Annotated in this window: 32 protein-coding genes; 19 read left to right on the forward strand and 13 right to left on the reverse strand. The window is 52.2% G+C overall.

Annotated elements, in window-relative coordinates; genetic code table 11:
• Nucleotides 1-191 precede the first annotated feature (191 nt).
• Both ACYOR7_RS08510 and ACYOR7_RS08515 read right to left on the reverse strand, forming a co-directional pair.
• Entirely contained in the window at nt 192-722 is a 531-nt protein-coding gene (locus ACYOR7_RS08510) for a Dps family protein (protein ID WP_294806173.1), read from the reverse strand.
• A 119-nt stretch (nt 723-841) separates the two neighbouring features.
• On the reverse strand, nt 842-1060 hold the full coding sequence (locus tag ACYOR7_RS08515; RefSeq protein ID WP_294806175.1) for a hypothetical protein: 219 nt from the start codon (nt 1058-1060) through the stop codon (nt 842-844).
• Nucleotides 1061-1156: 96 nt separating this feature from the next.
• Between ACYOR7_RS08515 and ACYOR7_RS08520 the strand changes: the two genes are divergently transcribed.
• The 3 genes from ACYOR7_RS08520 to ACYOR7_RS08530 all read left to right on the forward strand — a co-directional run bounded on the left by ACYOR7_RS08520 (nt 1157) and on the right by ACYOR7_RS08530 (nt 2858).
• Nucleotides 1157-1660 carry a hypothetical protein gene (locus ACYOR7_RS08520; protein ID WP_294806178.1) on the forward strand — a complete coding sequence of 168 codons (504 nt, stop codon included), beginning with the start codon at nt 1157-1159 and terminating at the stop codon, nt 1658-1660.
• Between the two features lie 49 nt (nt 1661-1709).
• A complete protein-coding gene (locus ACYOR7_RS08525; RefSeq protein WP_294806197.1) occupies nt 1710-2261 on the forward strand; it encodes an ArsR/SmtB family transcription factor in 552 nt (183 codons plus the stop codon).
• Nucleotides 2262-2354: 93 nt separating this feature from the next.
• A complete protein-coding gene (locus tag ACYOR7_RS08530) occupies nt 2355-2858 on the forward strand; it encodes a hypothetical protein (protein WP_479913621.1) in 504 nt (167 codons plus the stop codon).
• Nucleotides 2859-2971: 113 nt separating this feature from the next.
• Here ACYOR7_RS08530 and ACYOR7_RS08535 read toward each other — a convergent pair whose 3' ends face one another.
• Complete coding sequence (locus ACYOR7_RS08535) at nt 2972-3154, reverse strand: hypothetical protein (protein ID WP_294806184.1); 183 nt, start codon at nt 3152-3154, stop codon at nt 2972-2974.
• The gene (locus ACYOR7_RS08540; RefSeq protein WP_294806188.1) at nt 3151-3678 is read right to left on the reverse strand and encodes a methyl-accepting chemotaxis protein; all 528 of its coding nucleotides are present in this window, start codon (nt 3676-3678) and stop codon (nt 3151-3153) included. The genes ACYOR7_RS08535 and ACYOR7_RS08540 overlap by 4 nt, the downstream gene beginning before the upstream one ends.
• Nucleotides 3679-3838: 160 nt before the next feature.
• On the opposite strand from ACYOR7_RS08540, the gene ACYOR7_RS08545 reads away from it, so the two are divergent.
• Both ACYOR7_RS08545 and ACYOR7_RS08550 read left to right on the forward strand, forming a co-directional pair.
• Nucleotides 3839-4171 (forward strand): hypothetical protein, encoded by a 333-nt coding sequence (locus ACYOR7_RS08545; protein WP_479913622.1) that lies wholly within the window; start codon nt 3839-3841, stop codon nt 4169-4171.
• A 22-nt stretch (nt 4172-4193) separates the two neighbouring features.
• Nucleotides 4194-5816 carry an FAD-dependent oxidoreductase gene (locus ACYOR7_RS08550; RefSeq protein ID WP_479913623.1) on the forward strand — a complete coding sequence of 541 codons (1623 nt, stop codon included), beginning with the start codon at nt 4194-4196 and terminating at the stop codon, nt 5814-5816.
• A gap of 212 nt (nt 5817-6028) precedes the next feature.
• On the opposite strand, the gene ACYOR7_RS08555 is transcribed toward ACYOR7_RS08550, so the two are convergent.
• Nucleotides 6029-6715, reverse strand: a complete 687-nt coding sequence (locus tag ACYOR7_RS08555) for an HPP family protein (RefSeq protein WP_479913624.1) — start codon at nt 6713-6715, stop codon at nt 6029-6031.
• A gap of 45 nt (nt 6716-6760) precedes the next feature.
• On the opposite strand from ACYOR7_RS08555, the gene ACYOR7_RS08560 reads away from it, so the two are divergent.
• Nucleotides 6761-7210 carry a universal stress protein gene (locus ACYOR7_RS08560; protein ID WP_479913625.1) on the forward strand — a complete coding sequence of 150 codons (450 nt, stop codon included), beginning with the start codon at nt 6761-6763 and terminating at the stop codon, nt 7208-7210.
• 64 nt (nt 7211-7274) lie between these two features.
• Nucleotides 7275-8276 carry a ketol-acid reductoisomerase gene (ilvC, locus tag ACYOR7_RS08565; RefSeq protein WP_479913626.1) on the forward strand — a complete coding sequence of 334 codons (1002 nt, stop codon included), beginning with the start codon at nt 7275-7277 and terminating at the stop codon, nt 8274-8276.
• A gap of 30 nt (nt 8277-8306) precedes the next feature.
• Here the strand turns inward: ilvC and ACYOR7_RS08570 are convergent, their stop codons facing one another.
• Nucleotides 8307-8741 carry a cobalamin B12-binding domain-containing protein gene (locus ACYOR7_RS08570; protein ID WP_479913627.1) on the reverse strand — a complete coding sequence of 145 codons (435 nt, stop codon included), beginning with the start codon at nt 8739-8741 and terminating at the stop codon, nt 8307-8309.
• Between the two features lie 349 nt (nt 8742-9090).
• On the opposite strand from ACYOR7_RS08570, the gene ACYOR7_RS08575 reads away from it, so the two are divergent.
• The 7 genes from ACYOR7_RS08575 to ACYOR7_RS08605 all read left to right on the forward strand — a co-directional run bounded on the left by ACYOR7_RS08575 (nt 9091) and on the right by ACYOR7_RS08605 (nt 14953).
• Nucleotides 9091-9846: a hypothetical protein gene (locus ACYOR7_RS08575; RefSeq protein ID WP_479913628.1), complete on the forward strand. Its 756-nt coding sequence runs from the start codon at nt 9091-9093 to the stop codon at nt 9844-9846.
• Between the two features lie 6 nt (nt 9847-9852).
• Nucleotides 9853-10548 (forward strand): hypothetical protein, encoded by a 696-nt coding sequence (locus ACYOR7_RS08580; protein ID WP_479913629.1) that lies wholly within the window; start codon nt 9853-9855, stop codon nt 10546-10548.
• A gap of 149 nt (nt 10549-10697) precedes the next feature.
• Entirely contained in the window at nt 10698-10913 is a 216-nt protein-coding gene (locus ACYOR7_RS08585) for a hypothetical protein (RefSeq protein ID WP_294807470.1), read from the forward strand.
• Nucleotides 10914-10958: 45 nt separating this feature from the next.
• Nucleotides 10959-11882 (forward strand): methylmalonyl Co-A mutase-associated GTPase MeaB, encoded by a 924-nt coding sequence (gene meaB / locus ACYOR7_RS08590; RefSeq protein WP_479913630.1) that lies wholly within the window; start codon nt 10959-10961, stop codon nt 11880-11882.
• Nucleotides 11883-11896: 14 nt separating this feature from the next.
• Nucleotides 11897-13492 (forward strand): acyl-CoA mutase large subunit family protein, encoded by a 1596-nt coding sequence (locus ACYOR7_RS08595; protein WP_479913631.1) that lies wholly within the window; start codon nt 11897-11899, stop codon nt 13490-13492.
• 37 nt (nt 13493-13529) lie between these two features.
• Nucleotides 13530-13952, forward strand: coding sequence for a methylmalonyl-CoA epimerase (mce, locus tag ACYOR7_RS08600; protein ID WP_294807475.1), 423 nt, complete (start codon nt 13530-13532; stop codon nt 13950-13952).
• Between the two features lie 41 nt (nt 13953-13993).
• Nucleotides 13994-14953 carry an asparagine synthase C-terminal domain-containing protein gene (locus ACYOR7_RS08605; protein WP_479913632.1) on the forward strand — a complete coding sequence of 320 codons (960 nt, stop codon included), beginning with the start codon at nt 13994-13996 and terminating at the stop codon, nt 14951-14953.
• Here the strand turns inward: ACYOR7_RS08605 and ACYOR7_RS08610 are convergent.
• Nucleotides 14945-15085 carry a YHS domain-containing protein gene (locus tag ACYOR7_RS08610; RefSeq protein ID WP_294807479.1) on the reverse strand — a complete coding sequence of 47 codons (141 nt, stop codon included), beginning with the start codon at nt 15083-15085 and terminating at the stop codon, nt 14945-14947. The genes ACYOR7_RS08605 and ACYOR7_RS08610 overlap by 9 nt on opposite strands.
• 125 nt (nt 15086-15210) lie before the next feature.
• Between ACYOR7_RS08610 and ACYOR7_RS08615 the strand changes: the two genes are divergently transcribed.
• The 3 genes from ACYOR7_RS08615 to ACYOR7_RS08625 are packed head-to-tail and all read left to right on the forward strand — an operon-like array spanning nt 15211 to nt 18983.
• Entirely contained in the window at nt 15211-15945 is a 735-nt protein-coding gene (locus tag ACYOR7_RS08615) for an ABC transporter ATP-binding protein (RefSeq protein WP_294807481.1), read from the forward strand.
• On the forward strand, nt 15942-17729 hold the full coding sequence (locus ACYOR7_RS08620) for a COG1361 S-layer family protein (protein WP_479913633.1): 1788 nt from the start codon (nt 15942-15944) through the stop codon (nt 17727-17729). The genes ACYOR7_RS08615 and ACYOR7_RS08620 overlap by 4 nt, the downstream gene beginning before the upstream one ends.
• Complete coding sequence (locus ACYOR7_RS08625) at nt 17730-18983, forward strand: ABC transporter permease (protein ID WP_479913634.1); 1254 nt, start codon at nt 17730-17732, stop codon at nt 18981-18983.
• A 2-nt stretch (nt 18984-18985) separates the two neighbouring features.
• Here the strand turns inward: ACYOR7_RS08625 and ACYOR7_RS08630 are convergent, their stop codons facing one another.
• From ACYOR7_RS08630 to ACYOR7_RS08640, 3 genes are all read right to left on the reverse strand, one after another.
• Nucleotides 18986-19123 (reverse strand): hypothetical protein, encoded by a 138-nt coding sequence (locus tag ACYOR7_RS08630; protein WP_158385124.1) that lies wholly within the window; start codon nt 19121-19123, stop codon nt 18986-18988.
• A 275-nt stretch (nt 19124-19398) separates the two neighbouring features.
• Nucleotides 19399-19962, reverse strand: a complete 564-nt coding sequence (locus ACYOR7_RS08635; RefSeq protein ID WP_472457506.1) for a methane monooxygenase/ammonia monooxygenase subunit C — start codon at nt 19960-19962, stop codon at nt 19399-19401.
• Between the two features lie 381 nt (nt 19963-20343).
• Nucleotides 20344-21093 (reverse strand): metallophosphoesterase family protein, encoded by a 750-nt coding sequence (locus ACYOR7_RS08640; protein WP_294808076.1) that lies wholly within the window; start codon nt 21091-21093, stop codon nt 20344-20346.
• Nucleotides 21094-21193: 100 nt separating this feature from the next.
• Between ACYOR7_RS08640 and ACYOR7_RS08645 the strand changes: the two genes are divergently transcribed.
• The gene (locus tag ACYOR7_RS08645) at nt 21194-21757 is read left to right on the forward strand and encodes a hypothetical protein (RefSeq protein ID WP_479913635.1); all 564 of its coding nucleotides are present in this window, start codon (nt 21194-21196) and stop codon (nt 21755-21757) included.
• Nucleotides 21758-21804: 47 nt separating this feature from the next.
• The gene (locus ACYOR7_RS08650) at nt 21805-22830 is read left to right on the forward strand and encodes an isocitrate/isopropylmalate dehydrogenase family protein (protein ID WP_294808072.1); all 1026 of its coding nucleotides are present in this window, start codon (nt 21805-21807) and stop codon (nt 22828-22830) included.
• Here the strand turns inward: ACYOR7_RS08650 and ACYOR7_RS08655 are convergent.
• Genes ACYOR7_RS08655 through ACYOR7_RS08665 form a run of 3 tightly spaced genes read right to left on the reverse strand, consistent with a single transcriptional unit; the run spans nt 22820 to nt 24689 of the window.
• A complete protein-coding gene (locus ACYOR7_RS08655; RefSeq protein WP_479913636.1) occupies nt 22820-23353 on the reverse strand; it encodes a methyltransferase in 534 nt (177 codons plus the stop codon). The genes ACYOR7_RS08650 and ACYOR7_RS08655 overlap by 11 nt on opposite strands.
• Nucleotides 23334-24050, reverse strand: coding sequence for a ribosomal RNA small subunit methyltransferase A (locus ACYOR7_RS08660; RefSeq protein WP_479913637.1), 717 nt, complete (start codon nt 24048-24050; stop codon nt 23334-23336). The genes ACYOR7_RS08655 and ACYOR7_RS08660 overlap by 20 nt, the downstream gene beginning before the upstream one ends.
• Nucleotides 24051-24689 (reverse strand): DUF655 domain-containing protein, encoded by a 639-nt coding sequence (locus tag ACYOR7_RS08665; protein WP_479913638.1) that lies wholly within the window; start codon nt 24687-24689, stop codon nt 24051-24053.
• Between the last annotated feature and the right edge of the window lie 21 nt (nt 24690-24710).

The following is a 24710-nucleotide window of genomic DNA, read 5'->3' on the forward strand; positions in this document are numbered from 1 at the left end:
CCATAAACATTATGCCATTACTCCGAGGGGCAAGCTGACGATTGCCCATCATCGCTTCCTCCACAACAAAATTAGATTTTAAGCAAGCTAAAGCACACAATTCTTTCTATCTAACAAGTTCTGCTTTAGATGTCAGTTATCTGAATCTGCCTTCACAAAAAGATATGGTGTGTAGTGCGTTATTGGGGGAGCTAACGCGATTTTTCTGCCACATACGACCTTAGCATCCAAGCCATCTTTTCGTGCTTTTCCATCAGTCCTATGACAAAGTCGTTGGTCCCCATGTCGTGGTATTTTTCGTCAGTCTCGTCAGCGTTTTCCCGGAGGGTGCGTATGGTCGCTTCGTGTGCGTCAAGAAGATTTGCAAGCATCGTATGTGCGTCAGGATAGACACCCGGATCCTCTTTTAGATGCGTGTACTGGACGAACTCTGTCAGCGTCCCGATGGTCTGGCCTCCAAGCGAGCGTATTCTCTCTGCCACCGAGTCTACAATCTCGTCAACCTCTTCGTACTGCTCTTCGAGGAACTTGTGCAATTCGCTGAAATCCGGCCCGATCACGTTCCAGTGATACTTCTTGGTCTTTGCAGACAGCACGTATTCATCACATAGCAACTCGGTTAGAATCTTGATGACGCCTTCGCGGTCTTTTTCGGGGATGCCAATCTTTGGCTCCTTGTCCGCGTTTGTGAGTCTCGAAACTTCCAGAGTTTGTTTGGTCATGTGTAATAGAAGCTTGAAAAATATAAAAGAGTTTTAGATATAGTTCGTTTTGCTGCAAAAACAAATGCAAAAAATTCTGCAAAGTTCATGAAAAATTATTTTCTTGCATATAGCAGCAACTAGATGTCCAGTTTCGGTTTTGCCCTTTCCTTTTTGTATTCAAACTCTATTTCATTGGTGGCATTTTTGATCTCGTCCTTGGTATCTTCTGTTGCGTTGCTGATCTTGTTTGCAGCCGTCTTTGCGCCGGCTTTTGTCTTGTCGGCCGCGTCTTTCAGATCTCTTTCAGCCCCGCCCTCGGGCTCCACCCCGTATTTTGCCTCCTTTTTGATCTTCATGAGAAGATACCCTCTTGATGATATTAAAGACTCACCCAGAAAGCCGGAGCACCAGCCCCAAAGTCATTATTATTAGATCACGCAATAACAACTTGTATGAGCGGAAAGCTAAGGGACATAAAGGAAACAGCGTCAAACGCCATAGAGATTGTTCATGAAATAGGTACCCCCGAAGTGCGAAGCTCCCTTGACAAGATCAAGGACACCACGAAAGAAGTCAGAGAGATAATACAGGCTCTTACCACACCCGAGATGGTCAAGAACATGGAAAACATACGTCTGACCGCAGAGTCGATGCAGGATGCTGCGTCCAGAATGGAGAACACTTTCAAGGAATTAAAGGCCTCAGGCGTCCTCGAAGAGGTCAAGAAAACATCCGAGTCCGCAAGAAACGTCATGGATTCTTTCAAAAACTCGGAAGGCGCTGGGGGCGGCGAGATTATGCAGGTATCAAAGGAGACGGTGCAGGCCGTAAAGGAGCTCGTGCAGGAATTAAAGCTGGCAATCGCGGATTCACGAAACTCAGGGGTCATAAAGAACGTGAATGAAACTGCTAGAGAGATATCTTCTTTGAAGGATGTCGTGACACAGGCAGATTGAGACAGCAAGACTGGGAATTCTCTAATAATCATTGCAACAGGAGGATGTGATGAAGGCTGTCCAGATAATAGGCGATCAGGCAGTGGCAAGGGCCATGACAGATACGATACGCAGGACAATCCTTATGGTGTTGCGCGATGGGCCCATGACACAGACGCAGCTCGCAGAACAACTCGGACTCTCCAAGGCTGCGCTCAACCACCACCTGAAGATACTAAAGCAGTACAAGCTGGTCAGCATAGTGAAAAATGAGGAAGAATCGCACGGCATAGTCCAGAAATTCTTTGCGGCAAACTCGTACTTTCTGCTTTATGACGTTAATTCCCTTCCAAAAGACATTGTCAGTTATTTCTATCCCACCCGCATAGAGAGGGCAAGGGGGATAATTTCCATGTTGTCGCTGAGAGACCAGTCGTTCATGCATGACCACAAGTTGGTAGATTTTATCACAGAAAACCTGTCGACATACCTCATCGAGGCCGCAGGACCTTACGTCGACAGGGAAATTGATTACGGCGACGAGGGCATCATATACGAAATTTACATGAAGGCGATAAAGGCATTGCTGAAAGAAAAGCCGGATCTTGCGGCGTCTCTGTGACTGTACAGGTAAATCAAACAGGCAATTACAATAGAGCGAAACTTCATTAGAGTTATCTAACCGATATCACATATTTAACTAATGGATCAAATCTTGACCAAACCTGATCAGGAACTGATCGAGGCAGCAACAAACGTATGTGCAGAGGAAGAGATAGATTTCAATTCACTTGACGCGCGCCAGACAAGAGGTCTGATATATTATTGGTGTTCGTCGTGCAACAGGATATACCCACTTACCCACCTCGTAGTTGCAAGGAGGAAGAACATTTGCGTGCATTGCAAAGAAAAGGTAAAGATGTATTCGAACAGCAACAAGTACGGCAAGCTGCGCCGCAAGATCTTTAACAGGATGATGGATATGCGCGAAAAGAAATCATCATCAGCAGCTGCTGCAGAAATTAAAGACGCAAGCACTCCTCCATACGAAATGAATAGCTACGAGAAAGTGCTTGCAGGCGACATGGAAAAATTGGAACTCATAATAAAAGCGCGTGGAGGAGATTCCGAATTCAAAGATCTCGACCTAATCATAAGGCAGAACATGCACATCATAAGAAAGATCATGGGCTTGCGCAGAAATGCAGCGCGGCCCTAATGCGCTAAAAACAAACAAAAAATCCTCCTGCCAGGCTGCTGCGCCGGCCAAGGCAGAGCCTAGCTTTTTCACAAACAGATGCCCAGTGTCGGGCAGTAAGACACGGCCACGAGTTACTTGGCGTAATATTTTTCACGGTTAGCCGTTTCACGCGCGTCTTTTGCGTTTTTGCTTTGGCTTTTCTTTTCCACGTTTGGATCAACAACTTCTGGCCGCGGCTCTTTGCCGAACTGCCCCTCGGTCGCATCGTTAAGCGCCTGGTCGCGCTTTGTAGGATTTTTGGTCTCCTTGCTCAATATCTTTCACCACCTTTCTTTTCCTTGTCTTTCTGTACGGACTCCCTTTCACCCTTCATCCCGCCGCCGGACGTGCGCTTCTGGCTTGGCGCGTCGGTCACGGCCTCTTTCAGGCCCTGACCCATCTCTTTGAGGTCCTTACCTGTTTCTTGAAGGTCTTGTCTTGCCCCTTTCAGGTTTTCGGCCGCTCTGCTGGCCTGGCCTTTGAACTGTTTTACTGTATCCTTTGTGGTGCTGGCAGTCTCGCTTATGGCGTTCACAGTGTCATCAATTACGCCTTTTTCCTGCAGCTCCTTGGCAGTCTCGTTAATATCCTTGGCAGTGTCCCGTGCGGCCATTGCCGCAATGCTCACCGCCTCGCTTATCTCGTGCAGCCCACCGCTCTCCCTGAGCGTCTTTACGGTTTCCCTTATCTGCATTGACGAGTCGCGAATGTTCTTGGCTATAGTTTTTATCGCTTCAGCAATTTCTTCCGGGCTCTTCCCGGCAAGCGTGGTTGGCGTTGTTCCTTTTGTAGTCTCCATAGTAAAACATCGTTTCTAAATTATTAAGGAGTTTAGATGTGCCGTTTAGAAGATAATAAAGCGGTTTGAGCCATCCTTTTGCGGTTTCCAGCACAGACAGATCAAGCGGCATTGAATCAAACTCTTTTTTATTATTAGTGACACAATATAATACTCTCCCTTGGCCAACGAAATCGTCTATGCTATCACTTTTGTCATAAGTTTGGTCGTTTCTACCGTCATAATATACGTCGTTACAAAGCTATTTGGAGAAAAAGAGGGAATAGGCCGGGCTTTTTTGGCCGCGGTAATAGGCGCAATCGTGTATTCTGTAAGCTATTTCCTGTTCGGCACGGGCTGGCTGGCCGCAATAATAGGCGGGTTTGTGTGGCTCCTTGCGCTAAAGGGGCTGTACAGCATGGGATGGCTCAAGTCGCTGGCAGTCGGCGTGATAATCTGGATAATTGCCGCAATAGTGGGACTGTTGCTTCCCACCGTGACAGGACCACTGTAAGGCAGAGGTGCAGGTCGGCGCCATGAAAACAGACAGCGGCGACGGGGGATGGGAGGTAAAGACCGCAGGCAGGTCCGAGCCGTCATGGTTTTCCGGCGCCCCACCGATGGAATTTCAAAGACTTGCCGGCGAAACGGAGGCGGTAGACGTAGTTGTGGTTGGAGGAGGGATTGCAGGGCTTACTACCGCATACCTCCTTTCCAGAGCGGGCAAAAAAGTCGCAGTGGTAGACGACGGCAACCTCGGCAGTGGCGAGACGGGCAGAACGACGGCGCACATCACCTGCGCCCTTGACTATAGATATTACAGCATCGAGGAAAAGCACGGAGAGGAGAAGGCGCGCCTTGCCGCCAAGAGTCACGGTACGGCGATAGACACAATCGAGTCGATAGTAAGGGAGGAAGGCATAGAGTGCGATTTTGAGCGGGTTGACGGTTTTTTGTTCCGCGGTCCGGGCGACACACAGCAAGAGTCGCTGCAAAAAGAGCTGAAAGCGACGCAAAGGGCAGGCATTGCGACCGAGCTTTTGGAAAGGGCGCCTCTGGACTCGTTTGACACGGGCCCCTGCATCCGCTTTCCAGACCAGGCGCAATTTCAGCCGCTGAAATACCTGGCAGGACTTGGCAGGGCGATATCACAGAGGGGCGGCAAGATTTTCACACAGACCCACGTCAAGGATGTCAGGTCCGCAGGCGTAACCACGGAAGACGGCTTCAAGATTGCCGCAAAAAAAGTGGTGGTTGCCACCAACGCCCCCATAATAGACAAGATAAGCAAGATTTACGACAGGCAGGTGGCATACAGGACTTATGTCATAGCCGCGCAAATAAAGAAGGGCGCCGTCCCAAGGGCGCTGTACTGGGACACGGGCGACAGACGCGCAAAAGATGCGGCCGCATACCACTATGTCAGGGTCCAGAAACTGGAGGAGGAAGAAGATGATGATCACGGTGACGACTTGCTAATAATCGGGGGCGAGGACCACCAGACAGGAAGCGCCGGCGACTATGCCGAGAAGAGATATTCGAATCTTGAATCGTGGGCGAGAGCGAGGTTTCCAGTTAGAGAAATCAGATACAAGTGGTCAGGTCAGGTCTTGGAACCCGCTGATGGCATGGCCTTCATTGGCCGCAATCCAAAAGACAAGAGGAAGAACATCTTTATCGCCACCGGGGCTTCTGGAAACGGGATCACATACGGGACCATAGCGGGAATCCTGCTGACAGACCTGGTCCTTGGCAGGAAAAACGAGTGGTCAAGGATTTACGACCCAGCGCGCAGGATCGGAAAGAAGAATAAGGAAGAGAAGCCCGCCGGCGGCCCCTCTTCTCTCTCTTCTCCCTCTTCTTCTTCGCAGACGGGCGGCAGCAAAAAGAAGAGCAAGAAAGAGTTACGGGACGAGATGGACCAGCTTGCTGCCGGCGCAGGAACGGTCATTGAGCAAAAGGGCGACAAACCTGTTGCAGCCTACAGGGACGAAAGAGGCATCCTCCATTCTTTTTCGGCTGTCTGCACGCACCTTGGTTGCACTGTCGCGTGGAATGCATCTGAAAAGTCGTTTGACTGCCCGTGCCACGGCTCTCGCTTTTCATGTTTTGGCAGGATAATCAATGGGCCTGCAAACGATGGCCTTTGTGAAGAATAGGCAGTGAAAGTAGAAGAGATGCCTGTTGGTAAAGGGGCTGTTCTGGGCCAGCTCCGTGTTTGGCCTTTCCCCTTTACCGCAATAGCGGCTACGGTGAACGGAGCCGAAACCCGGGCCGCCATTTCACAGGACGGCCTTTATACGGTGCAAAAAAGTAAAAGAGTTTCCGCCAAGGCACATGCCTGTATGCAGATGGTCTCAAAAGGCCGTCACTACCAGTACACGGGGTATCGCCTTTTTGGGATCGCATTATTGAATGCAATTGCCACTGCTACCAGAATCAGGGCGCCTGTAGCCACAGGGATCATGAACCCTGCAAGGGAGCCGGCGTCGGTTACCGCCGTCGACGCCAGAAACGCGGTCGCGCCGGCCGGCGGGTGCGTCAGCCTCAGGATCTGCATTGCAAAGATAGAAACCGCGACAGAAATTGCTATCAACACATATTTTTCGCCGCCTGCAAAATAAGTGGCGTGCAGTAGAGCCGCAGCGGCTCCTATCAATCCGGACATGACGTGCCCAAGGACAGTGTTGCGCGGCTGTGCAAGCGGGCTGTCGTAGACAGAAAAGAGGAGGACTACTGACGCCCCGAAAGGCGCAATGAGAAGAGGCAGCGAAAAGTAAGAGGCGACAAAGCCCACCGCAACTATTCCGGTCAGCGCGCCTGCAAGCGACACAAGAGAAGGAACAAGCTGGCTCCTGACCGCAATCTTGACAGGAGGCGCGCGGTCGTTGCCCCCTATTTTCAGGGCGTATACTTTAAGCAATGCACGCAGAACGCCTGCGACCGCTGTTGTTGTTGTTTTTTCCTGCCTTCGTCCTGGAGCACTGCTCTCGACCACAAACCCCCAACAAAAGGCAAAGGCGATTTCTGCCTTTCCATCACCTGCAAGCGCGTGCAATCAGGGTCTGCCAACGCTAATGTAGAGCACCCTGCAACAAATGGCGTGGAAGTCCCCGGAGAGAAAATTAGGCGTATAGTAGTCGCAGTCGACTCTTCTGAAAATTCCAGAAAATGCGCCAGTTTTGCGGCCGGCCTGTCAAACGCCACAGGCTGCGAGACCATAGTCATCACGGTGATAAAAAACGGCGACGTTGCCGACACCGAGGGCAGAATCGACCACGGCAAGCTGCAAAAGGCAGAAGAAGAGGCAAAAAGCCTGCACGAATCCTTGGTGCTTGGCAGCAACATGTTCACGTTCAGGAACAAGATAAGGTCGGAAATCGTCAGGGCAGACGATGTCGCAGACGCCATCTGCAGATACTGCGCGGAGAATAACGCCGACATTGTTATAGTCGGCAGAAGGGGCCTCGGGCTCCTCAAGGGAATTCTAATTGGAAGCGTGTCTGAGAAAGTGGCGAGAAACTGCAAGTGTTCCGTCACGATAGTAAAGTAATAGCGATAATGATCACTATCATCATGTCCATACAATAATATACACGGGAAGAAGATTTCCCGACATGGCCGCCAAGAAATGGCTTGACAGAGAGGTATCGCTTGACCCAATAAAGAAGCAGACAGTAGCGGTTATCGGTTACGGCATACAGGGCCGCGCCCAGGCATCCAACATGAAGGACTCAGGCCTCAACGTAATAGTCGGCCTGAGAAAGGGAGGCAAGACATGGAAGCAGGCAGAGGCAGAAGGCCACAAGGTGATGGAAGTTGCAGATGCCGCCAAGGCTGCAGACATTATTCATATTTTGATCCCGGACATGGAGCAGGAAGACACGTACAAGCGCGACATTGCCAAGCACATGACTGCCGGCAAGGCGCTGTCGTTTTCGCACGGCGCGGCCATCCACTGGAAGTGGATAGTGCCTCCAAAGGACGTCGACGTCATCATGGTCGCGCCAAAGGGGCCGGGCCAGCGCGTCCGCGAACTGTACCAGGACGGCTTTGGCATCCCGTCGCTCGTGGCAGTCCACCAAGATCACACGGGCAAGGCGTGGGACCGTGTCCTTGCGATAGCAAAGGGCATCGGGAGCACAAGGCCGGGCGTTCTAAAGACCGACTTTAAGGAAGAGGTCGAGACTGACTGGTTTGGCGAGCAGGTAGACCTGTGCGGCGGGACGCACGCGCTTGTCATGAATGCGTTTGAGACGCTGGTCGAGGCCGGATACCAGCCGGAGGTGGCATATTTCGAGTGCCTGCACGAGTTGAAACTAATCACGGACCTTGTGCAAAAGTACGGCCTGACTGGCATGTACAACCGCGTGAGCGAGACTGCGCGCTATGGCGGCCTCACCCGCGGACCCCGCGTGGTGGACAAGGACGCCAAGAAAAAGATGAAGACGGTGCTCAACGAGATCCAGTCGGGCGAGTTTGCAGAGGAATGGGTCAGCAAGTACAAGAAGGAAGGCAAGAACTCGTTTGCCCGCTACATGAAGGACATCGAAGGCCACCAGATAGAGAAGGTGGGCAAAGACCTTCGCAAGATGATGTGGCCGGACCAGGAAACCTGATTTTTTAGAAAACAAGAGAGAAAGGCTCTACTACTGCTGTTTGCCTTTCTTTTTTACGTTTTCATTAATGTGCTTTATTATTATCTGGAGTGGGGTTCCGGGACCAAAGTTGCCGGTAACGCCCTTGCTTTCAAGCTCTTTCCTGTCAGATTCCGGTATGATGCCTCCGCCGACCACCAGTATGTCTCCTGCTCCCTTTTCGCTCAAGAGCCGGGCGACCTTTGGGAACAAAGTCAGGTGCGCGCCGTTGAGAAGGCTCATTGCGACCACGTCGACATCCTCGTCGACTGCCATGCTTGCCACCTGTTCTGGAGTGCAGAACAGGCCGGAATAGATTACCTCCATGCCGGCATCGCGAAACGCCCTGCAAAGCACGAGCGCCCCCCTGTCGTGGCCGTCAAGGCCAAGCTTGGAAACGAGCACCCTTATCGGCTTTTGCTGCTGCATAGTAGAAGACGCTGACATCGTCTGGTATGTTGTTTTTCCTCTTAAAATATTTAGCGTGTTGATAACTATACCACTAAAGAACGGTCAGAAAAATAAACTGACAGTGATACTAAATGGTTGCCCATCACCTGCCATTGGCAAGCCGTCTTTTGCGGTCGATGTTATCAAGAGCTGCCGGAAGTTCAGAAAGTTCTGTAGCATTAGAGATGACTAATTCACCATGATAAACCTTAGGCCAGCTCATTTGAGTAACCTTCGATTATGTGTTTGTAGCACTATTCAATGCAAGAAGCGTACAGTATAAAGTTTTAATGCTCCTTCATAGAAAAATCCTCTTAGAGACATATCTATTGAAATGCCTCATAAGTTGGATACAAAACTAAGCAGTATTCTTGGTGTGGGAATTATTTTGGGGATGTTGTTCCTGACCATGCCTACATCCTCTTATGCAATGTTCGGTGGTTACCATGCCTTTGACACCTCGCTTAGCAATGACCCGGGCGGCACACCGGTTGATATTAGATGGGTAGAAGGAAGCGTCTTTACTCCTAGCCCAACTCTGGATAACAACTCACATAAGGATTACATGGTTTATGTGACGACACCATTAGATGATTTTACAGCAGGATCCGGAGTATATCTCCAGAAGAGTAATAACGTGGTTTCTACTTGCTACTTAAAATTGTTCTATACGGATGCGGCACCAAATCTTAACTTCCACATGGTAACCTGCAGTCCCTCACCATCAGGCATCATATCTGTAAAGATCGCACAACCTACTAACGGTGTCAATACTTGGCAGGGCACATCAGGGGGTCTTAGTAGCTCATGGACAGGGACATCTGCGGGAGGACAGCAGGCACTTTACTATGGTGCGGTCGTTGGGTCGACAACTGATAACAGGAATTTGTATAGCTGGTTTGCGAACCTTAAGGTAAAGGATTGGACAACAGGCACTTTGTATGATTTCTCTGCCTCCCCCGGACTATTCAAATGTGACTTCGACTTTGGATATAATTATCTGCCAAGCTCGGATAATGCGTTCGAAACAGGTCCTCCGACTATCACAACGGATAACTGTGCAGACTCTGCGGGGTTCAGGCCTGCAGGAGGAGAGTGGTAAGTGAATATGCAAAGTAATAGAAAAACTTTGGTAATTGGAGGAATAGCAGCAATTGCTGCCGTGATTTTTGTGGCAGCAATTGCTGCTAATGGCTTCAACAAAGGAATAGAAGCAAACGCAATGACGTATATTCCAAAGCACGTGTTGGGCTTGACGACGGGAGACGTTCCACCCAGCGAGGATCAGTCTGCTTCCACGTGCGGCGAATCTGTCGACAGTGCACAAGCCAAAGTATCTTTCAAAATGCTAACTCCTCATGTCCTTCCTGAAGGATACTCGCTAAAGGCGGCCACCGCCCAGCCAGAAGCTGTACAACTGTTCTATTTCGACGGCAACGTATGCGGAGAAGGAAACAAGTCGTTGAAAGATGGAGTTGTAAAGGTCATTGCGGCACCACTGACATCTGCCGATAGAGATGCCAAAGATGGTAAAGAGTATGTCACAAAGAAGTACGACACATATGTCGGAAGTGGAATGAATGCAACGGTCATTTCACTCAAGAATGGAATGCAGGCCGTGGCATATCCTGCTGGTGTTGGAACTTCGAAGACCATAGACGAAAACAACCGAGTGATAATGGAGGACAATTACGACTACGCTGCATCTATCTATGCTGTAGACGACACAAACCATGCAGTTTACAGAGTCCAAGCTTTCCTTCCCTTGGAAGATCTAGTTAGCATAGCAGGATCGCTACAATAGAAAAACCTCCAATTATTCCTTTTTTCTTTTCTTTCCCCTCCTTTCTAATCTTGGCCACTGGATACATACACGCCTTAAGAATGTAGAGTCAGACTACGAAAAAGCTCGCCGTTTAGAAGCCATATATAACAAAGATGCAGATATAGCATGTGGCTTCTTCAGAGATAGAGGTCGAAAGCGTAAGAAGGCAGGTGGACATCTTTAAGCAATTGAAAAAGTCCGTGGATACCCAGGACCTCGCTTCGTACGACAAGGTCGAGATGTACAAGCAGATGCGTAGGCAGCTGCACGCCAACATGAAACGTTACTCCAAGGAAGGAAAAGGCGACCTTGCAAAGATTATCTCCAAGTCGCTTGCTGCTTGATGCCATATTGTTAAGGATATATAATATTCAGCACACATCTTGCCCGTGCTTGCCATAGTGAAGGGCCTCATGCAGGGCGACAGGCGCTCCCTTGCAAGGGCAATTTCAATAGTCGATAACCACGAGCCCGAGTCAAGGCAGATAATCAAAGAGATTTTCGAGAAAACAGGCAAGGCGCGCACCGTCGGCTTTACCGGGCCCGGTGGCGCCGGCAAGAGCTCGCTTTTGGGCCGGCTGATACCTGAATGCCAGGCCCTTGGCCACAAGGTCGCCGTGCTCGCGGTAGACCCGACAAGCCCGATAACCGGCGGAGCCATCCTCGGCGACAGGGTGAGGATGCTAGGCAGCCTTGACGATGAAAAGGTGTTCATGAGGAGCATGGCGTCGAGGGGTGCAGTCGGGGGAGTGTCAAAATCGCTCAGAAACGCAATCAGGGTGCTTGATGCCGCCGGCTATGACCTCATCCTGGTGGAAAGCGTGGGTGCTGGCCAGTTGGAGATAGAGATAACAAAGGTGGTCGACCTGACTGTTGTTTTGTTTACGCCAAACACGGGCGACAACGTGCAGGCAGTCAAGGCCGGGCTGACGGAGGTGGGCGACATTTACGTCGTCAACAAGGCAGACATCGACGGCGCAGGGCCACTCTATAATATCTTGGTCGACATGATAGGCGACACCGAGCGCAGGCCGCCGATACTGAAAACATCCGCCAAGACGGGCAAGGGCGTAAAGGAACTAGCGCAGGGTATTGACAAGTTGCTAGAGGAAAGAAGCATTAATTATAAAGTACGCGAGAGGAAGATGCTAGAGGATGAGTTGAAAGACATGGTTTCAGACATTGTATCCCAAAAGGTCGCTTCCATGCTAAAGGAGAACAAAAAGTATTCGGCTTTTATAGACAAGCTTGCCAGAAAGGAGATAGACCCGTACATGGCCGCAGAAAAGGTGGCTGCGAGCCTGTTCAAGTAGGGGGCAAAAAAAAGATGGCAGCAAAAACAAAAACAACGAGTAAAAAAATAGTTACCGACTCTAACATCCCAGTCAAGCGCGTGTACAAAAAGGCAGATACCAAGGGCCTCAAGGAGGAGGATCCCGGCAAATACCCGTATACGCGTGGCCTGTACCCCGAAATGTACCGCGAGCGCGTCTGGACCATGCGCCAGTATAGCGGCTTTGGGAGCGCCGACGAGACGAACAAGCGCTTCAAGTTCCTGCTCGACAAGGGGCAGACTGGATTGTCATTGGCGTTTGACCTGCCCACGCAGACTGGCCGTGACTCTGACCACGCAATGTCGGAAGGCGAGGTCGGCAGGACGGGCGTCGCAATCAGCTCCATAAAGGACATGATGACCTGCTTTGAGGGCATCCCCTTGGACAAGGTCAGCACCTCGATGACGATAAACTCGACAGCGTCGACACTGCTATCGTTGTACATCACGGTCGCCGAGTCGCAGGGAGTAAAGCCAGATCAGCTTCGTGGCACTACCCAGAACGACATACTGAAAGAATACATCGCAAGAAACACGTACATCTACCCGCCCAAGCCCTCGATGCGCCTGATTGGCGACATGATAGAATACTGCTCGAAAAAGGTGCCCCAGTGGTACCCAGTCAGCATCTCCGGCTACCACATACGCGAGGCCGGCTCTAACGCGGTGCAAGAGCTTGCGTTCACGTTTGCCGACGCCATAGAGTACGTCGAGACGTGCACTGCAAGGGGCCTCAAGATCGACGACTTTGCGCCCAGGCTGTCTTTCTTTTTCTGCTGTACCATGGAGTTCTTTGAAGAGATTGCCAAGTTCAGGGCGGCACGCAGGATATACGCCAAGATAATGAAGGAGAGGTTCCACGCAAGGAGCGCCAAGTCGCAGCACTTGCGCTTTCACGTCCAGACCTCCGGTGAGTCATTGACTGCGCAGCAGGTGGACAACAACATTGTGCGAGTCGCAACAGAGGCGATGGCTGCGGTGCTCGGCGGATGTCAATCACTGCACACCAACTCGCGCGACGAGGCCCTTGCGCTCCCGACAGAGCAGTCTGCCAAGGTGGCTCTTCGCACGCAGCAGATAATCTCAAGCGAGACTGGCGCCATAAAGACGGTAGACCCGATGGCCGGCTCGTACTATGTCGAGCAGCTGACAAGCGAGATAGAGGAGCAGGTGTGGAAGTACCTGAAACGCATCGACAGGATGGGAGGGGCAATGGCGGCTATTGAAAAGGGCTTTTTCCAAGAAGAAATTCGCAACAACGCCTACAGGCTAAAGAGGGAGATAGACGAAAACAGCAGGGTCATCGTTGGAGTCAACAAGTACCAGGACGCGCACGATGTCGAGCCGGCGCTCAACAGGATTGACCCGGAGATAGAGAAAAAGCAGCTGGCGAGGCTGAAGGAGTTCAAGGCGGGCCGCGACATGGCAAAAGTAAACGCGGCTCTTGCTACCCTGCAAAAGAACGCAGAGAAGGAAGAGAACCTGATGCCGCACATCATCAACTGCGTCAAAAACTACACTACGCTTGGCGAGATAAGCGACACGCTGCGCAAGGTCTTTGGCAGGTACGAGCCCAAGGTCTCGTTCTAAGATGATTATATAAGATGGAGGCATGAATTAGAGACATATGCGCGTAGACCACATTGCCATCGCAGTCAACAACGTCGATGAGGCCCTAAAGAACTATCAAAAGATTCTGAACGTTGACCACCTCGAAATAGAGACCGTGCCCAACGAAAAGGTCAAGGTAGCAATGCTCATGCTCGAAGACACGAGGATAGAGCTCATGGAGCCGACCTCCCCGGACAGCCCCATATCCAAGTTCCTTCAAGACCGCGGCGAGGGCATACACCACATCGCAATAACCGCCGACGACATTGTCAAGGACGTCGACAGGGCAAAGTCGCAGGGCATGAGGATGCTGGGCGACCTGCGCACCGGCTCGTACGGGAGGCGGATAACGTTCATCCACCCCAAGTCACTCAACGGCGTGCTGACCGAGTTCTGCGAGGCGCCGCCGGCTGATAAAGGCCACACTGGTGCAGAGTAAAGGGCTAATACCCCTCTCTTCCTTTTCCACATCTGCGGCATATGGATTGCAATGACCTTGCGCAAAGGCTTGTACAGGCGGTGGAGAGAAACCGCGCCGACGCGCTCTTGCTGTCAGGAGGGCTCGACAGTGCAATCATTGCAAGCATCCTAAAGCCTAATTATTGTGTGACTGCTGCCCTTGGCAGGGAAGCTCCGGACCTTGCCTACGCTCGGCAGGCCGCGCAGAAATACTGCAAGGTCCACGCAGAGGCGGTGTTTGGCCCAGAAAAGATGGTCGAGCTTGTAGACACGGTGGTGCAGGTTTTCAGGACATTTGACCCGATAGAAGTGCGCAATTCGTGCGTCGCGCTCGCAGCATTAGAGAGGGCAAAGGAGGACGGCCACCGCGACGTGGTGACTGGCGACGGCGGCGACGAGTTGTTTGCAGGATACAACTATTTGTCGCGCTATTACGGCGACGAGAAAAGGCTAGAGCAAGAGCTTGAGCGCCTGTGGGAAGTTATGCATTTTTCCTCAAGGGCTCTTGGAGAGAGGCTGGGCGTCGAGGTCAGGGCGCCGTTTCTCGACGGCGAGTTTGCACAGTATGCCAAGTCGGTGCCTGCAGGCGAAAAGGTAGGCGAGCGGGACGGGGAGAAATGGGGCAAATTTCTCTTGCGAAAATGCTTTGAGCGCGACCTCGGCGCGCTTGCATGGCGCAAAAAGATGGCGCAGGAGCAGGGTGCCGGCACGGACATGTTCTACAGGTACGTCGAGGACATGATAGACGGCTCTACGTACGCAAACAGGGCCAAGATTGCGCTGTCAGAGGGCGTGAAACTGAAAAGCAAGGAGCAGCTGCACTATTACGCAATGTTCCGCAGCTACAACCCGCCACCGAGAGAGGAGGCAAAAGAAAGGGGATGCAAGAGGCGCTGCCCTGAATGCAGTGGTTGTTTTGAATGGGCTGGAAGATTCTGCAGGACGTGTGGCGCGTTTCCGGTGGAACCCGTGTCACTTTGAGTACTTGTTGGGCTTTTTGACGAATATGCGCTTGCATCCTTCGCAGCAGAAAAAGTACGTCTTGCCGTTATGTTCGTGAGAGACCGCAAGTTCCTGGTCCATCTCGATTCCGCACACGGGATCGACTGGCATGTACGGCGTCTTGCTCTGCAAAAGTGTATTTATTGTTTTGGAAAGTGGTTCGCATAGTAGGTAGGAAAAAACTGACTGGTCAGTCAGTTATCTTTATTTACCCCGAAGGACTTTCTATAAAATAATTGGACACCACTAGAGAATCCGCTTTGGGAGACGCAAGTTCCGACAGCCAGACGGTTATGAAGGTAGACAATGTTACGAAAGTCTTTGACTCGGCGGCAGGAAGAGTCGCCGCGCTTCGAGGCGTCAACATTTCGATAAACAAGGGCGAGTTTGTGGCCATAGTCGGCCCCTCGGGAAGCGGCAAGTCGACGCTCCTCAACATAATCGGCGCGCTCGACAAGCCGACTTCGGGCAAGGTCTACATAAACGACATCGACATCTTTGCGCTTGCAGATTCTGAAATGGCCACGATGAGGAACCACCTCATCGGCTTTATCTTCCAGTCGTACAACCTGATAAACAGGACCACGGTCCTGAAAAACGTCGAGCTCCCCGGAGTCCTTTCCGGCATGGAAAGCGGCGAGCGCAAGAGGAGGGCAGAAAAACTGCTCGAAGTGCTCGGCATAGGCGACAAGGCCGGTTTCAAGCCGGTCAACCTTTCTGGCGGCCAGCAGCAGAGAGTCGCCATCGCAAGATCGCTGATGAACGATCCTGCGATAATCCTTGCAGACGAGCCGACTGGCAACCTCGACACCAAGACGGGAAACGAGGTGTTTGAACTGCTAAAGATGCTCTCAAACAAATTCAGAAGGACAATCGTGATGGTAACCCACAACCCCGAGCTTGCAGAAGCCTGCGACAGGGCGATATACGTCCGCGATGGCAAGGTCGAGAAGGAGGTTGTAAACAATTGAGCAGCAGCAACAACAAAAAGTATCTCGCTCCAATGATGATAGCAGCAATGTTGTTTGCGCCGCTTGCAGCCTTTGCACAAAGCGAAGCAGACATTGTAAACGCCAACCTGAGCGGTCCGGTGTTCCTCGACGCGTTCTGGACTGACAGGACCACGGCGCCCCCGGCAGGCACCTCACTTTCAAAGGTCGAAGTCGCGCCCGGAGAAGGCGCGTCCGTCCTTGCCGTGACACTTGTCAACAGGGGGTTCTCTGACATCACCTCGGTGACTGGGACCATTTCGCTTCCATCAGGGTTCAGCTCTTCCCAGTCCAACCAGGCAGTCGCGTCGTACAACGGCATAGTCACGGCGGGGAACACGTTCACGCTCTTTTTCCAAGTAGACGTCTCCAAGGTGTCAATCCAGAACTATAGCGCCAACCTTAAGGTAGAGTATTCCAGGACGCTAGAATCCGGCATGCCAAGGACGGCAAACATCAATGTCCCGTTCAAGGTGTTTGGCAAGGTAATCCTTGACGCTTCGTCAGAAGGAGGAGTCACGCCGGGAACCTCGGGCAATGTCGCAATCAAGATAACAAACACTGGAAGCGCGCCGGCCACGGGAGTCGTGGTGACCGTCCCAGGCTCATCAGGCGTCAACCCCACCACGCAGCAGGCGTCAATTGTGGCTGTGGGCAAGAAATCGTTTGAGATCGGGACCATTGCCCCAGGAAACTCTACCAGGATAGAGCCGGTCCTGTACGCCAGCAACTCTGCTGGCGAGACGCTCCAGACGGTCCCGCTAGACATAACGTACGGCAACACGTACGGCGAGAGAAAGAACACTACCGTGCCGGTCGGCCTTATCGTCCTGCCGACATCTTCAAACTCGCCCTTGAGCGTGACGCCTGTGGGCAACTCTTCCATAATGACTGCAGGCAAGATAACCGACCTGAAGGTGTCGCTTGCAAACAACGGCAACCAGCAGCTGTCAAACGTGGTGGCCTCGATAAGCTCGACTGCAGAGCAGATAAAGATCCTCGGCAAGACCAGCTGGACGGTTGGCGACTTGGCACCGGGCGCAAGCCAAGAGATAGCGACGCAGGTGTTTTCGTCGACCGACATGATAGGCAAGGCCGCGACGTTCAAGCTCACGGTCCAGCGCACGGTGGCTGGGCAGCCGGAAATAGAGACGTTTGACATCGGCACTTATGTCGACGGCGAGATAAGCGTCAAGGCGTACGACATTGGCGTGACCTACATCGGCGGCGTTCCCAACATATCGGGCAACCTGCTCAACGAAGGAAACGTGCTTGCGCTCTTTACAACGGTAGAGGTGACAAGCGCAGACGACCTTGCAAATCCGCTTCCGCCGCAGCAGTACCTCGGCGACCTGACGGCAAACTCGCCTCTCCCGTTCAGCATACCGATTCACGTCGCAAACGGCACTGCGGCAGGGACGTATCCCATAGAACTGAGGGTGCAGTACAAGGACAGCCTGAGGCAGCTGCATACATTTGACATCAAGACCAACGCCAACTTTGTGCCCCAGGCACCGGCAGGCAACGCGCAGCAGGCGCAGGCCGCAGGCACCATGATGATGGTAGGCGTCATCGCAGGGGTGATAGCCGCAGTAGTGATAGCAGTGGTCGTGATACGCATGAGGAAAAAGTCGAAACTAAAGCACACGCTCCAGTTCAGCAAGCAGAACGGCAACAACGGCGGCGGTGACGACATCGAGTCAGTGCTGGACAGCCACCTTGGCGGCAGTAGCGGCAGCAAGAAACCAGAAGAGAAGAGCAAATAAATGAACATCAAGGAAATCTTTGGACTGTCCATCGACGCGCTGAGGGAGCGCAAGACCAGATCGGCCCTCACGATAATGATGGTGGTGGTCGGAGGCGCGCTAATGGTCGCGCTAAACGGCATGACAGCAGGCTTTTCCAACTTTATCGGCTACCAGTTCAGCAAGCTGGCGGCAAACGTGCTGTTCGTGACGAGCGCGCAGACCGACAACAGCGGGGGAGGGTTCGGTGGCGGAGGACCGCCACCGGCGCCCAAAATAACGCTCAACGAGGCAGTGGTGAGCAGGATACGCTCGCTTCCGTTCGTAAATGACGTCATCCCGTCGTACCAGGGCGCCATAACGCTTGAGGCAGGTGGCAAAAAACACGACACGACCGTGTTTTCAATCGACCCGCAAAAGCTGTACGTAATAGCTCCCACCACTACCTTCGTCGAAGGCTCTAGCATCAGACAGAACGACCCCTCTGCAATAATCCTGGCAGAAAAGGTGGCAAACCCGCCCGGCGACTCTACTCCATTTGCGGTGGTAGGCCAGACCCTCCGGGCGACATACACATTCGTCGACCCTGACACGGGCAAGCAGGAAAAAGAGACACGAAGCTTTGTCGTCTCAGGCATCATGAAGGCCACGGGCAACCCGACAGTGGATAATGCGGTCGTGTTCAACCGCATAGCAGGCAACCAGATGCTTCACAAAGCAGGCAAGTACGACGCGCTGCTGGTAGCGGCAGACTCGGGAGACTTTGTCGATGCAGTAGAGCAAGAGATACGCCACCTGTACGGCAAGGACATCGGAATCACTACTCCAAAGGCGATACTTCAGACCATACAGAGTTTCATCGGCGGCTTCAAGTCGTTTACAACCAGCATCGCGCTTGTGGCGCTTCTGGTGGGCGCAGTCGGCATCATCACCACGCTCTATACGTCAGTAACAGAGCGCATCAGGGAGATAGGCACGATGAAGGCCATCGGCGCGCAGAACAGCTTTATCCTGGTGCTGTTTCTAGTCGAGGCGCTGACCATAGGGGTCATTGGCGCCACGGCCGGCATGGGAGTAGGAGTATTGGGAGGCTATGTGCTCGTCGCAGGCTTTGCGTCGCAGAGTCCAGACACCCAGAACATGACGCCGGTGTTCCAGCCGCAGGACATGGCCACTGTATGGGGACTTTCAGTCGGGCTGTCGGTGCTTGCCGGCATGTATCCTGCATGGCGCGCTTCAAGGACACCCCCGATAGTGGCGCTCAGGCGCGAGTAGAGTCAGTATTTCTGCCAGGGCCTTGCGTGCTTGGTCATGTGGCAGGCTTCGGAGCAGAAGTAGTCGTTGCACATGTAGCAGAACACAGGATAGTCCTGCGTCTTTTTTCCGCAGGCTCCGCACGTTGCAGACATGTCCATGGCAGTAATATAATACGCAGAAGGGATACTTGTGCTTTAAAAAAATGCAAAGATGTGGCGCAGTTTGAACAGCCGGCAGAAGGCAGGCGTATTACAACCTGATACATCTTGAGAGGCTTTTTCATGACCTTGGCCCAACACTGAAGAGTCACCTTATAGAAGAGAATTAGTTTTTGCAAGATAAAATAGCCAGAGAATTCACTAAGACCAGAAAAATAAAAAGAAAAAAGGGAGTCTGGACCTTGCGGCCCAGATAGAGTCGAAACCCCGTTGTTTTATGGGATGGACCTGCTGTACAGCTTGCCTTCGAGTGCGAGCTTGTACAACTCTGCTACATATGGGTTCTTTGCCGGTGTTTCTGCACCCAGTTCCACCAGTCTGGCGTACACTCTGACTACATAGGCCAGAGCGCCCATGAATGCCACTACGACACCCATGTTGAACATCCAGTGGTTAGGAACAGAGAAGATTTCCTCGACGAACCAGAAGTGCCACATCTCGTTGACACCGATGGTAAACATCGTGGCTAGGTAGCCGATGATGGTTATCTTTAGACCGGTGTTCATCGAGTTGCCTGGACCTCTGAGTATCGGAACTCTTCTGTCGTAGATTGCAACCATACCCCAGCCGACCGGGAGAGCCACAAAGTGGCTGTACAGCCACCAGTGGGCCGGTGTAAACGCGCTATCTCTGATTGCAGTCTGGTGCAGCGAGCCATCGACGAAGTTGTCTACTTCGACGGAGGCTGCGATGGAACCGAGCATGATCACCATGATGTAGATCTTCTTCAGTCTTTGGATCTCGACTTCCTTCGGGATCAGTGCTGGCATCTGCGCCATGAATTACCTAGTGAATAATCGACTATATTAACCTGCATTTCAAAAATTGACAACAGATTATAGAGTAATCTGCTCATTATGATCTATGAAATAATAATTATGTAATTTAAAAGTTAAAAAGATATAATTATAATCTATACTAAAATCTAAGCATGTATGATTATCATTGACGCTAATCTCTTTGCCTCCCATCTGAAAATCGCCAAAAAGAGCAAGGCTTGCAACCAAGCTGTACATCTTTTGTAGGGCCTGCGGTTATTTTGGCTTTGCCTTATGATATAGCGGTGGCAGCTCAGTCAAATGCCTTCTCTTCATCAGGTCAGGATTAACTCTGAATCTTCACAGCTGCCAGCCAAGCTTGGGACGCCCGCATATTAATAATCATGGCTTTTCTTCAAGGAACGGCTTGTACATCTCCACGAGGTCTGAGAGGGGAAAGCGCTTTTTGCCCACTATCTTGATGTCGACGCGCACCTTGTGGTCCTCCACCTCGATGATGTTGTACGAGTTTTCAAAGAACCCTCTGAACCTGCTCGACGAGGTAGTGCCGGCGTAGCCTATCTCAAGCGACCCCAGCTTCCACACCCAGGGCCTGTGCTTGTGCCCGCACAGGACGAGGTTCACCTTTGACTGGAGGCACGTACGGAGAGTGTCGCCGGCGTCAAGTATGAGTATCTTGTCGGTGCCCGTGTCCGGTATTCCCACCAGGTGGTGGTGCATCGCGACTATCTTGACCTTGTCCGCGTATTTTGCAAGAGTCTTTTCCATCCACAGGTTCTGCCGGTAGCCGACCTCGCCCTCGTCTCTGTCCGGCCTTGCGGTGCCAAGCGTCAGGATGACGACGTCGCCAAACTCGTAGACATGCTTTGTCGGAAAGAACTTTTTGAACAGCAAGTAGCCGGTGTGCCTGTAGTCGTGGTTCCCCGCAATTACTATGATGTTCGGGCACTCAAATCGCTTTATTTCGCTGCGCGCCTTTTCAAACTGCGGCAGTATGCCCTCGTCTGTGAGGTCGCCTGTGATTATAATTGCGTCTGGCTTGAGCTTGTTCACTTCGTCGATTACGGTGTCAAACACCTGCTGCGAAAAGAGGCTGCCTACGTGGATGTCTGAAAGCTGTACAAGACGCATCTGCATATTTTGCATCCCGCGCTATATAACGTTGCCAGCAGTGAAAAAAAGCAATGTTATATTAACGCCTCCAAATAGCTAGTAGGACAGCAAAAGCGAAATGCCAAAGCGCAAGATAAAGGAGGACAAGCCGCGAAAGAGGCTTGGCAAAAAGGAGATGCTCATCATCCCGATAATCATGGGCGCGGCTACGCTTGGCTCGCTCTTGCTCGTGTGGCTCTCGCCCCCTCCAAGCCCCATAGACGTGTGCCTGAAAAACGTGAACGTCGAGACCTTCCAGCTTTTCCCCAGGGTCGAGGTAATAGTGGACGGCCATCCCATGCAGCTGCCTGACAACCTCGGCCACCAGCCCAAGGACGGCAAGGAATGCGTACGCCCAATCCGCACCGACAAGGTAGGAAACGACATACACATCGAGTACATCAGGCCGGTGAAACTTTCGATGGTTGACTTTATGCGCGTCTACGAGTACGACAACAGAACGATAACAGTCGTCAACAACTCGACTGGCACCAATGTGCCTCAGGTATTGACCCTGAGCAACTATAACATCCAGTACTCGTACTTTTCTGAAAAGAACGAGTTTACCAAGGTCCCCGACGTAAAGAGCGTCCCGCCCTTCACCAAGGAGATGGTGATAAGGATGGAGCTCACACACAAGTAGGCAAGTAGGATTAAATAGGAAAGTGCGGACTCCCGCTTTGATTCAATTTGGCTAAAAAGACCGCCGCTATAATCAGAGGTGACGGGACAGGCCCGGAGCTCGTAAACGCGATGATAAAGGTCCTGCAGGCGTGCAACACAAAGATGGAGCTGGTCCAGTGCGATGCCGGCTCCGAGTGGTGGGAGAAGAACGGCGGCAGCTCGTACATCTCGCCGGAGGTCTGGAAGCTATTGGAGGACTCGGACGCCTGCTTCAAGGGCCCGACCACAACGGTCCCCGTGCCAAACGCCCCAAGGAGCGTGGCAGTCAGCATCAGGCAAAAGTTCCAGCTTTATGGCAACCTGCGCCCGATAAAGACGTACGCAAACGCCGAAAAGCAGCTTGACTTTATCTGCGTCCGCGAAGCGACTGAAGGTCTGTACGCGGGAATCGAGTTCAAGACGAGCGACGACTCGGCAATCGCAATCCGCAAGACGACGAGAAAGGGCTGCGACCGCATCGCAAGAAAGGCGTTTGAGGTGGCCAAGGATTATGGCTGGAAAAAAGTAGTCGCAATAACAAAGCGCAACATCCTGAAGGAGACTGATGGTATATTCTGGTCGTCGATTGAAAACGCAAGCAAGAACTTCAAGGGAATCGAGTACGAGGAATATTATATCGACAACATGACGCAGCAGCTGGTAAAGAACCCTGAGCGCTTTAACAAGAACGTGCTCGTCAGCACCAACCTGTTCATGGATGTCATATCCGAATGCGCGTCGGGAAACGTTGGCTCCATCGGCAACGTGTATTCTGGCAACTATGGCGACGACTATGCCATGTTCGAGCCGGCGCACGGCTCTGCGCCAAAATACGCGGGCAAGGACAAGGTCAACCCCGTAGCAACGGTGTTGTCGGGCGCGTGGATGGCTGATTACCTCGGCGAGCGGGAAATCTGCAAGGCGATATTCAAGGCCACGGAGGATGTCATCAACGAGAACAAGTACGTGACCTACGACCTTGGAGGCACGGCATCTCTGTCAAAGATGGCCGACCAGATAGCAGCAAGGTCAGCAAAACTGCTCAAAAAGTAAGCTCGACTGCATAAAGGCGCTCGTAGAAAAGCGCCTTTTCTGCGACCACCCTTTTCTTTAGCTTTTTCTCTCGCATGAATCTGTCCAATGCGGACGGGTCTGCAAGCGACGACACTATCACGAGCATCCTGCCTTCTTTTTCCGACAAGAGCGAAAGCGCCGACTCGATAAAGTGTATCGTTGTTTCTATGCCGGCGAGTCCTCCGTGCACGGTTGCGTCCGCCTTCGGGTCGCCGGGCAGGTACGGCGGGTTTGCAACCACGAGGTCGAACTTGCCGCAAAGTGCTGATGCGGCGTCGCAGCACATAAGCATCACGCCTCCTTTTCCCTTACAGTATGCAAGCGATGCGAGGTCGATGTCCGTTCCCACCACGTTCGTGAAATTTGAAAGGAGAGACTGTGCGACTGCGCCCGATCCGGTGCCTATTTCAAGGGCCCATTTGCCGTGGTATTTTTTTGCGCATTCGATCAAAAAGAGCGTGTCTTCTGCAGGCACGTACATGTCATTTGACCATCCCTGCAAGCGCAATTATCTGCTCTGGCGCAAGCTGGTCCACGCGCCTGTCACTACCAAAGTCCATAGGGGCGCCAAATCTTGCAGCGACGCTCGACGCGCGCTTATTGCGCTGCGAAAAAAGCCTGTTGACGTTCTTTACAATCTCGGGTGTTATCGGATGTTTCAGAGTCGCCAGGATGACTGTCGATTCTACAAGCGGTTGAGGCTGGAAGCATTCTTTGTCCACATCGAACAGCTTATCTATGGAAAAGCAGTAGGACGCAATCGCAGAGACTGCCCGATAGTTTTGGTCGCAGGGTTTTGCCGACAGCTTGTCAGCGAATTCCTTTTGTACCATCACGATTGCGCGGTCGAATTTCTTTGTGGCGAGCCACTCTACCGCGTCGCGGCTTTTTGAATATGGCAGGTTTGACACAAACACGTCAAACTTTTCATCGCGCTTGAACAGGTCCGCGTTTACAAGCTCTAGGTTTTGAAAAACAAGCGCGGCTTTTGCGCTGGCGTAGAGTGCCCTGTCGACTTCGTACGAAACTACGCGCCTAGCGCGCCTGCACAGCTCCTCTGTCAGGATGCCGTTGCCCGTTCCTGCCTCGCACACCGTCTCGCCCTTGCCTACGGCAGAAGCATCGAGTATCTTGGCAAGAACCCGGCGGTCAAGGAGGAAATGCTGTCCCAGTGCCTGCGTCTTGGTGCGCCTTGGCAATTACTTTCTGACGAAAAGGTTCATCCTGGCCTGGCCCATTATCTCTTCTATTATCCTCTTGGCCACCAGCTTTGCCGGCTCCCTCAGTCCTACCCGCGCCTGCAGGTCCGCAAAGCCCTCGAACTTTTTCTTTTCCCGCTCTTTAATTATCGTCATCATGTAGGTCTTGCCTATGCCAGGTATCAGCTCCAGTGCGTGGATCCTCGGGGTTATCGGCTGAGACATGTTGATGTAATCGACAAACCTCTTTTCGTTTGCCAGAACCACTTTTTCCACTATGGGCGGAAGCTCGTTCTTGGCCGACTGCGAGACGTCGTTATAGTCCAGCCTCCCAAGCACGCTCATTATCTTGTTGCGCCCTTCCCGGCCGATGTAGAGGCGCTCGCCGACATCAAAGGTAGAGTTTTGCACTCCCAGTAGCTCCAGAAGCGTCAGGCGCTCCTCGCCTATGGCCTGCACTATGACGCCCTCCCTTCCCCTCACGGTGGCAGACTTGCCCCTCGGAGTATAGTCCAGGACGTAGGCATATTCCTCGTATTTTCTCTGGCCGTGGTCATGATCGTGTTCGTGACCCGCTTCGGCCCTTGCCGGCGGCTGGCCTGCTGCTGTCCCTGTCGCTGGATCTTGTGCTGCTGACAATGTGTGTGACTCTCCTCCCCT

This window comes from Candidatus Nitrososphaera sp. 86-2, assembly GCF_056726185.1.

What these genes read in the sequence shown, in the direction of transcription:
- mce (WP_294807475.1), top strand. Translation starts at nt 13,530, where the DNA reads ATGCGCGTAGACCACATTGCCATCGCAGTCAACAACGTCGATGAGGCC.
- ACYOR7_RS08635 (WP_472457506.1), bottom strand. Translation starts at nt 19,962, where the DNA reads ATGGCGCAGATGCCAGCACTGATCCCGAAGGAAGTCGAGATCCAAAGA.
- ACYOR7_RS08550 (WP_479913623.1), top strand. Translation starts at nt 4,194, where the DNA reads ATGAAAACAGACAGCGGCGACGGGGGATGGGAGGTAAAGACCGCAGGC.
- ACYOR7_RS08605 (WP_479913632.1), top strand. Translation starts at nt 13,994, where the DNA reads ATGGATTGCAATGACCTTGCGCAAAGGCTTGTACAGGCGGTGGAGAGA.
- ACYOR7_RS08510 (WP_294806173.1), bottom strand. Translation starts at nt 722, where the DNA reads ATGACCAAACAAACTCTGGAAGTTTCGAGACTCACAAACGCGGACAAG.
- ACYOR7_RS08625 (WP_479913634.1), top strand. Translation starts at nt 17,730, where the DNA reads ATGAACATCAAGGAAATCTTTGGACTGTCCATCGACGCGCTGAGGGAG.
- ACYOR7_RS08630 (WP_158385124.1), bottom strand. Translation starts at nt 19,123, where the DNA reads ATGGACATGTCTGCAACGTGCGGAGCCTGCGGAAAAAAGACGCAGGAC.
- ACYOR7_RS08640 (WP_294808076.1), bottom strand. Translation starts at nt 21,093, where the DNA reads ATGCGTCTTGTACAGCTTTCAGACATCCACGTAGGCAGCCTCTTTTCG.
- ACYOR7_RS08570 (WP_479913627.1), bottom strand. Translation starts at nt 8,741, where the DNA reads ATGTCAGCGTCTTCTACTATGCAGCAGCAAAAGCCGATAAGGGTGCTC.
- ACYOR7_RS08540 (WP_294806188.1), bottom strand. Translation starts at nt 3,678, where the DNA reads ATGGAGACTACAAAAGGAACAACGCCAACCACGCTTGCCGGGAAGAGC.
- ACYOR7_RS08645 (WP_479913635.1), top strand. Translation starts at nt 21,194, where the DNA reads ATGCCAAAGCGCAAGATAAAGGAGGACAAGCCGCGAAAGAGGCTTGGC.
- ilvC (WP_479913626.1), top strand. Translation starts at nt 7,275, where the DNA reads ATGGCCGCCAAGAAATGGCTTGACAGAGAGGTATCGCTTGACCCAATA.
- ACYOR7_RS08520 (WP_294806178.1), top strand. Translation starts at nt 1,157, where the DNA reads ATGAGCGGAAAGCTAAGGGACATAAAGGAAACAGCGTCAAACGCCATA.
- ACYOR7_RS08610 (WP_294807479.1), bottom strand. Translation starts at nt 15,085, where the DNA reads ATGCCAGTCGATCCCGTGTGCGGAATCGAGATGGACCAGGAACTTGCG.
- ACYOR7_RS08595 (WP_479913631.1), top strand. Translation starts at nt 11,897, where the DNA reads ATGGCAGCAAAAACAAAAACAACGAGTAAAAAAATAGTTACCGACTCT.
- ACYOR7_RS08525 (WP_294806197.1), top strand. Translation starts at nt 1,710, where the DNA reads ATGAAGGCTGTCCAGATAATAGGCGATCAGGCAGTGGCAAGGGCCATG.
- ACYOR7_RS08580 (WP_479913629.1), top strand. Translation starts at nt 9,853, where the DNA reads ATGCAAAGTAATAGAAAAACTTTGGTAATTGGAGGAATAGCAGCAATT.
- ACYOR7_RS08515 (WP_294806175.1), bottom strand. Translation starts at nt 1,060, where the DNA reads ATGAAGATCAAAAAGGAGGCAAAATACGGGGTGGAGCCCGAGGGCGGG.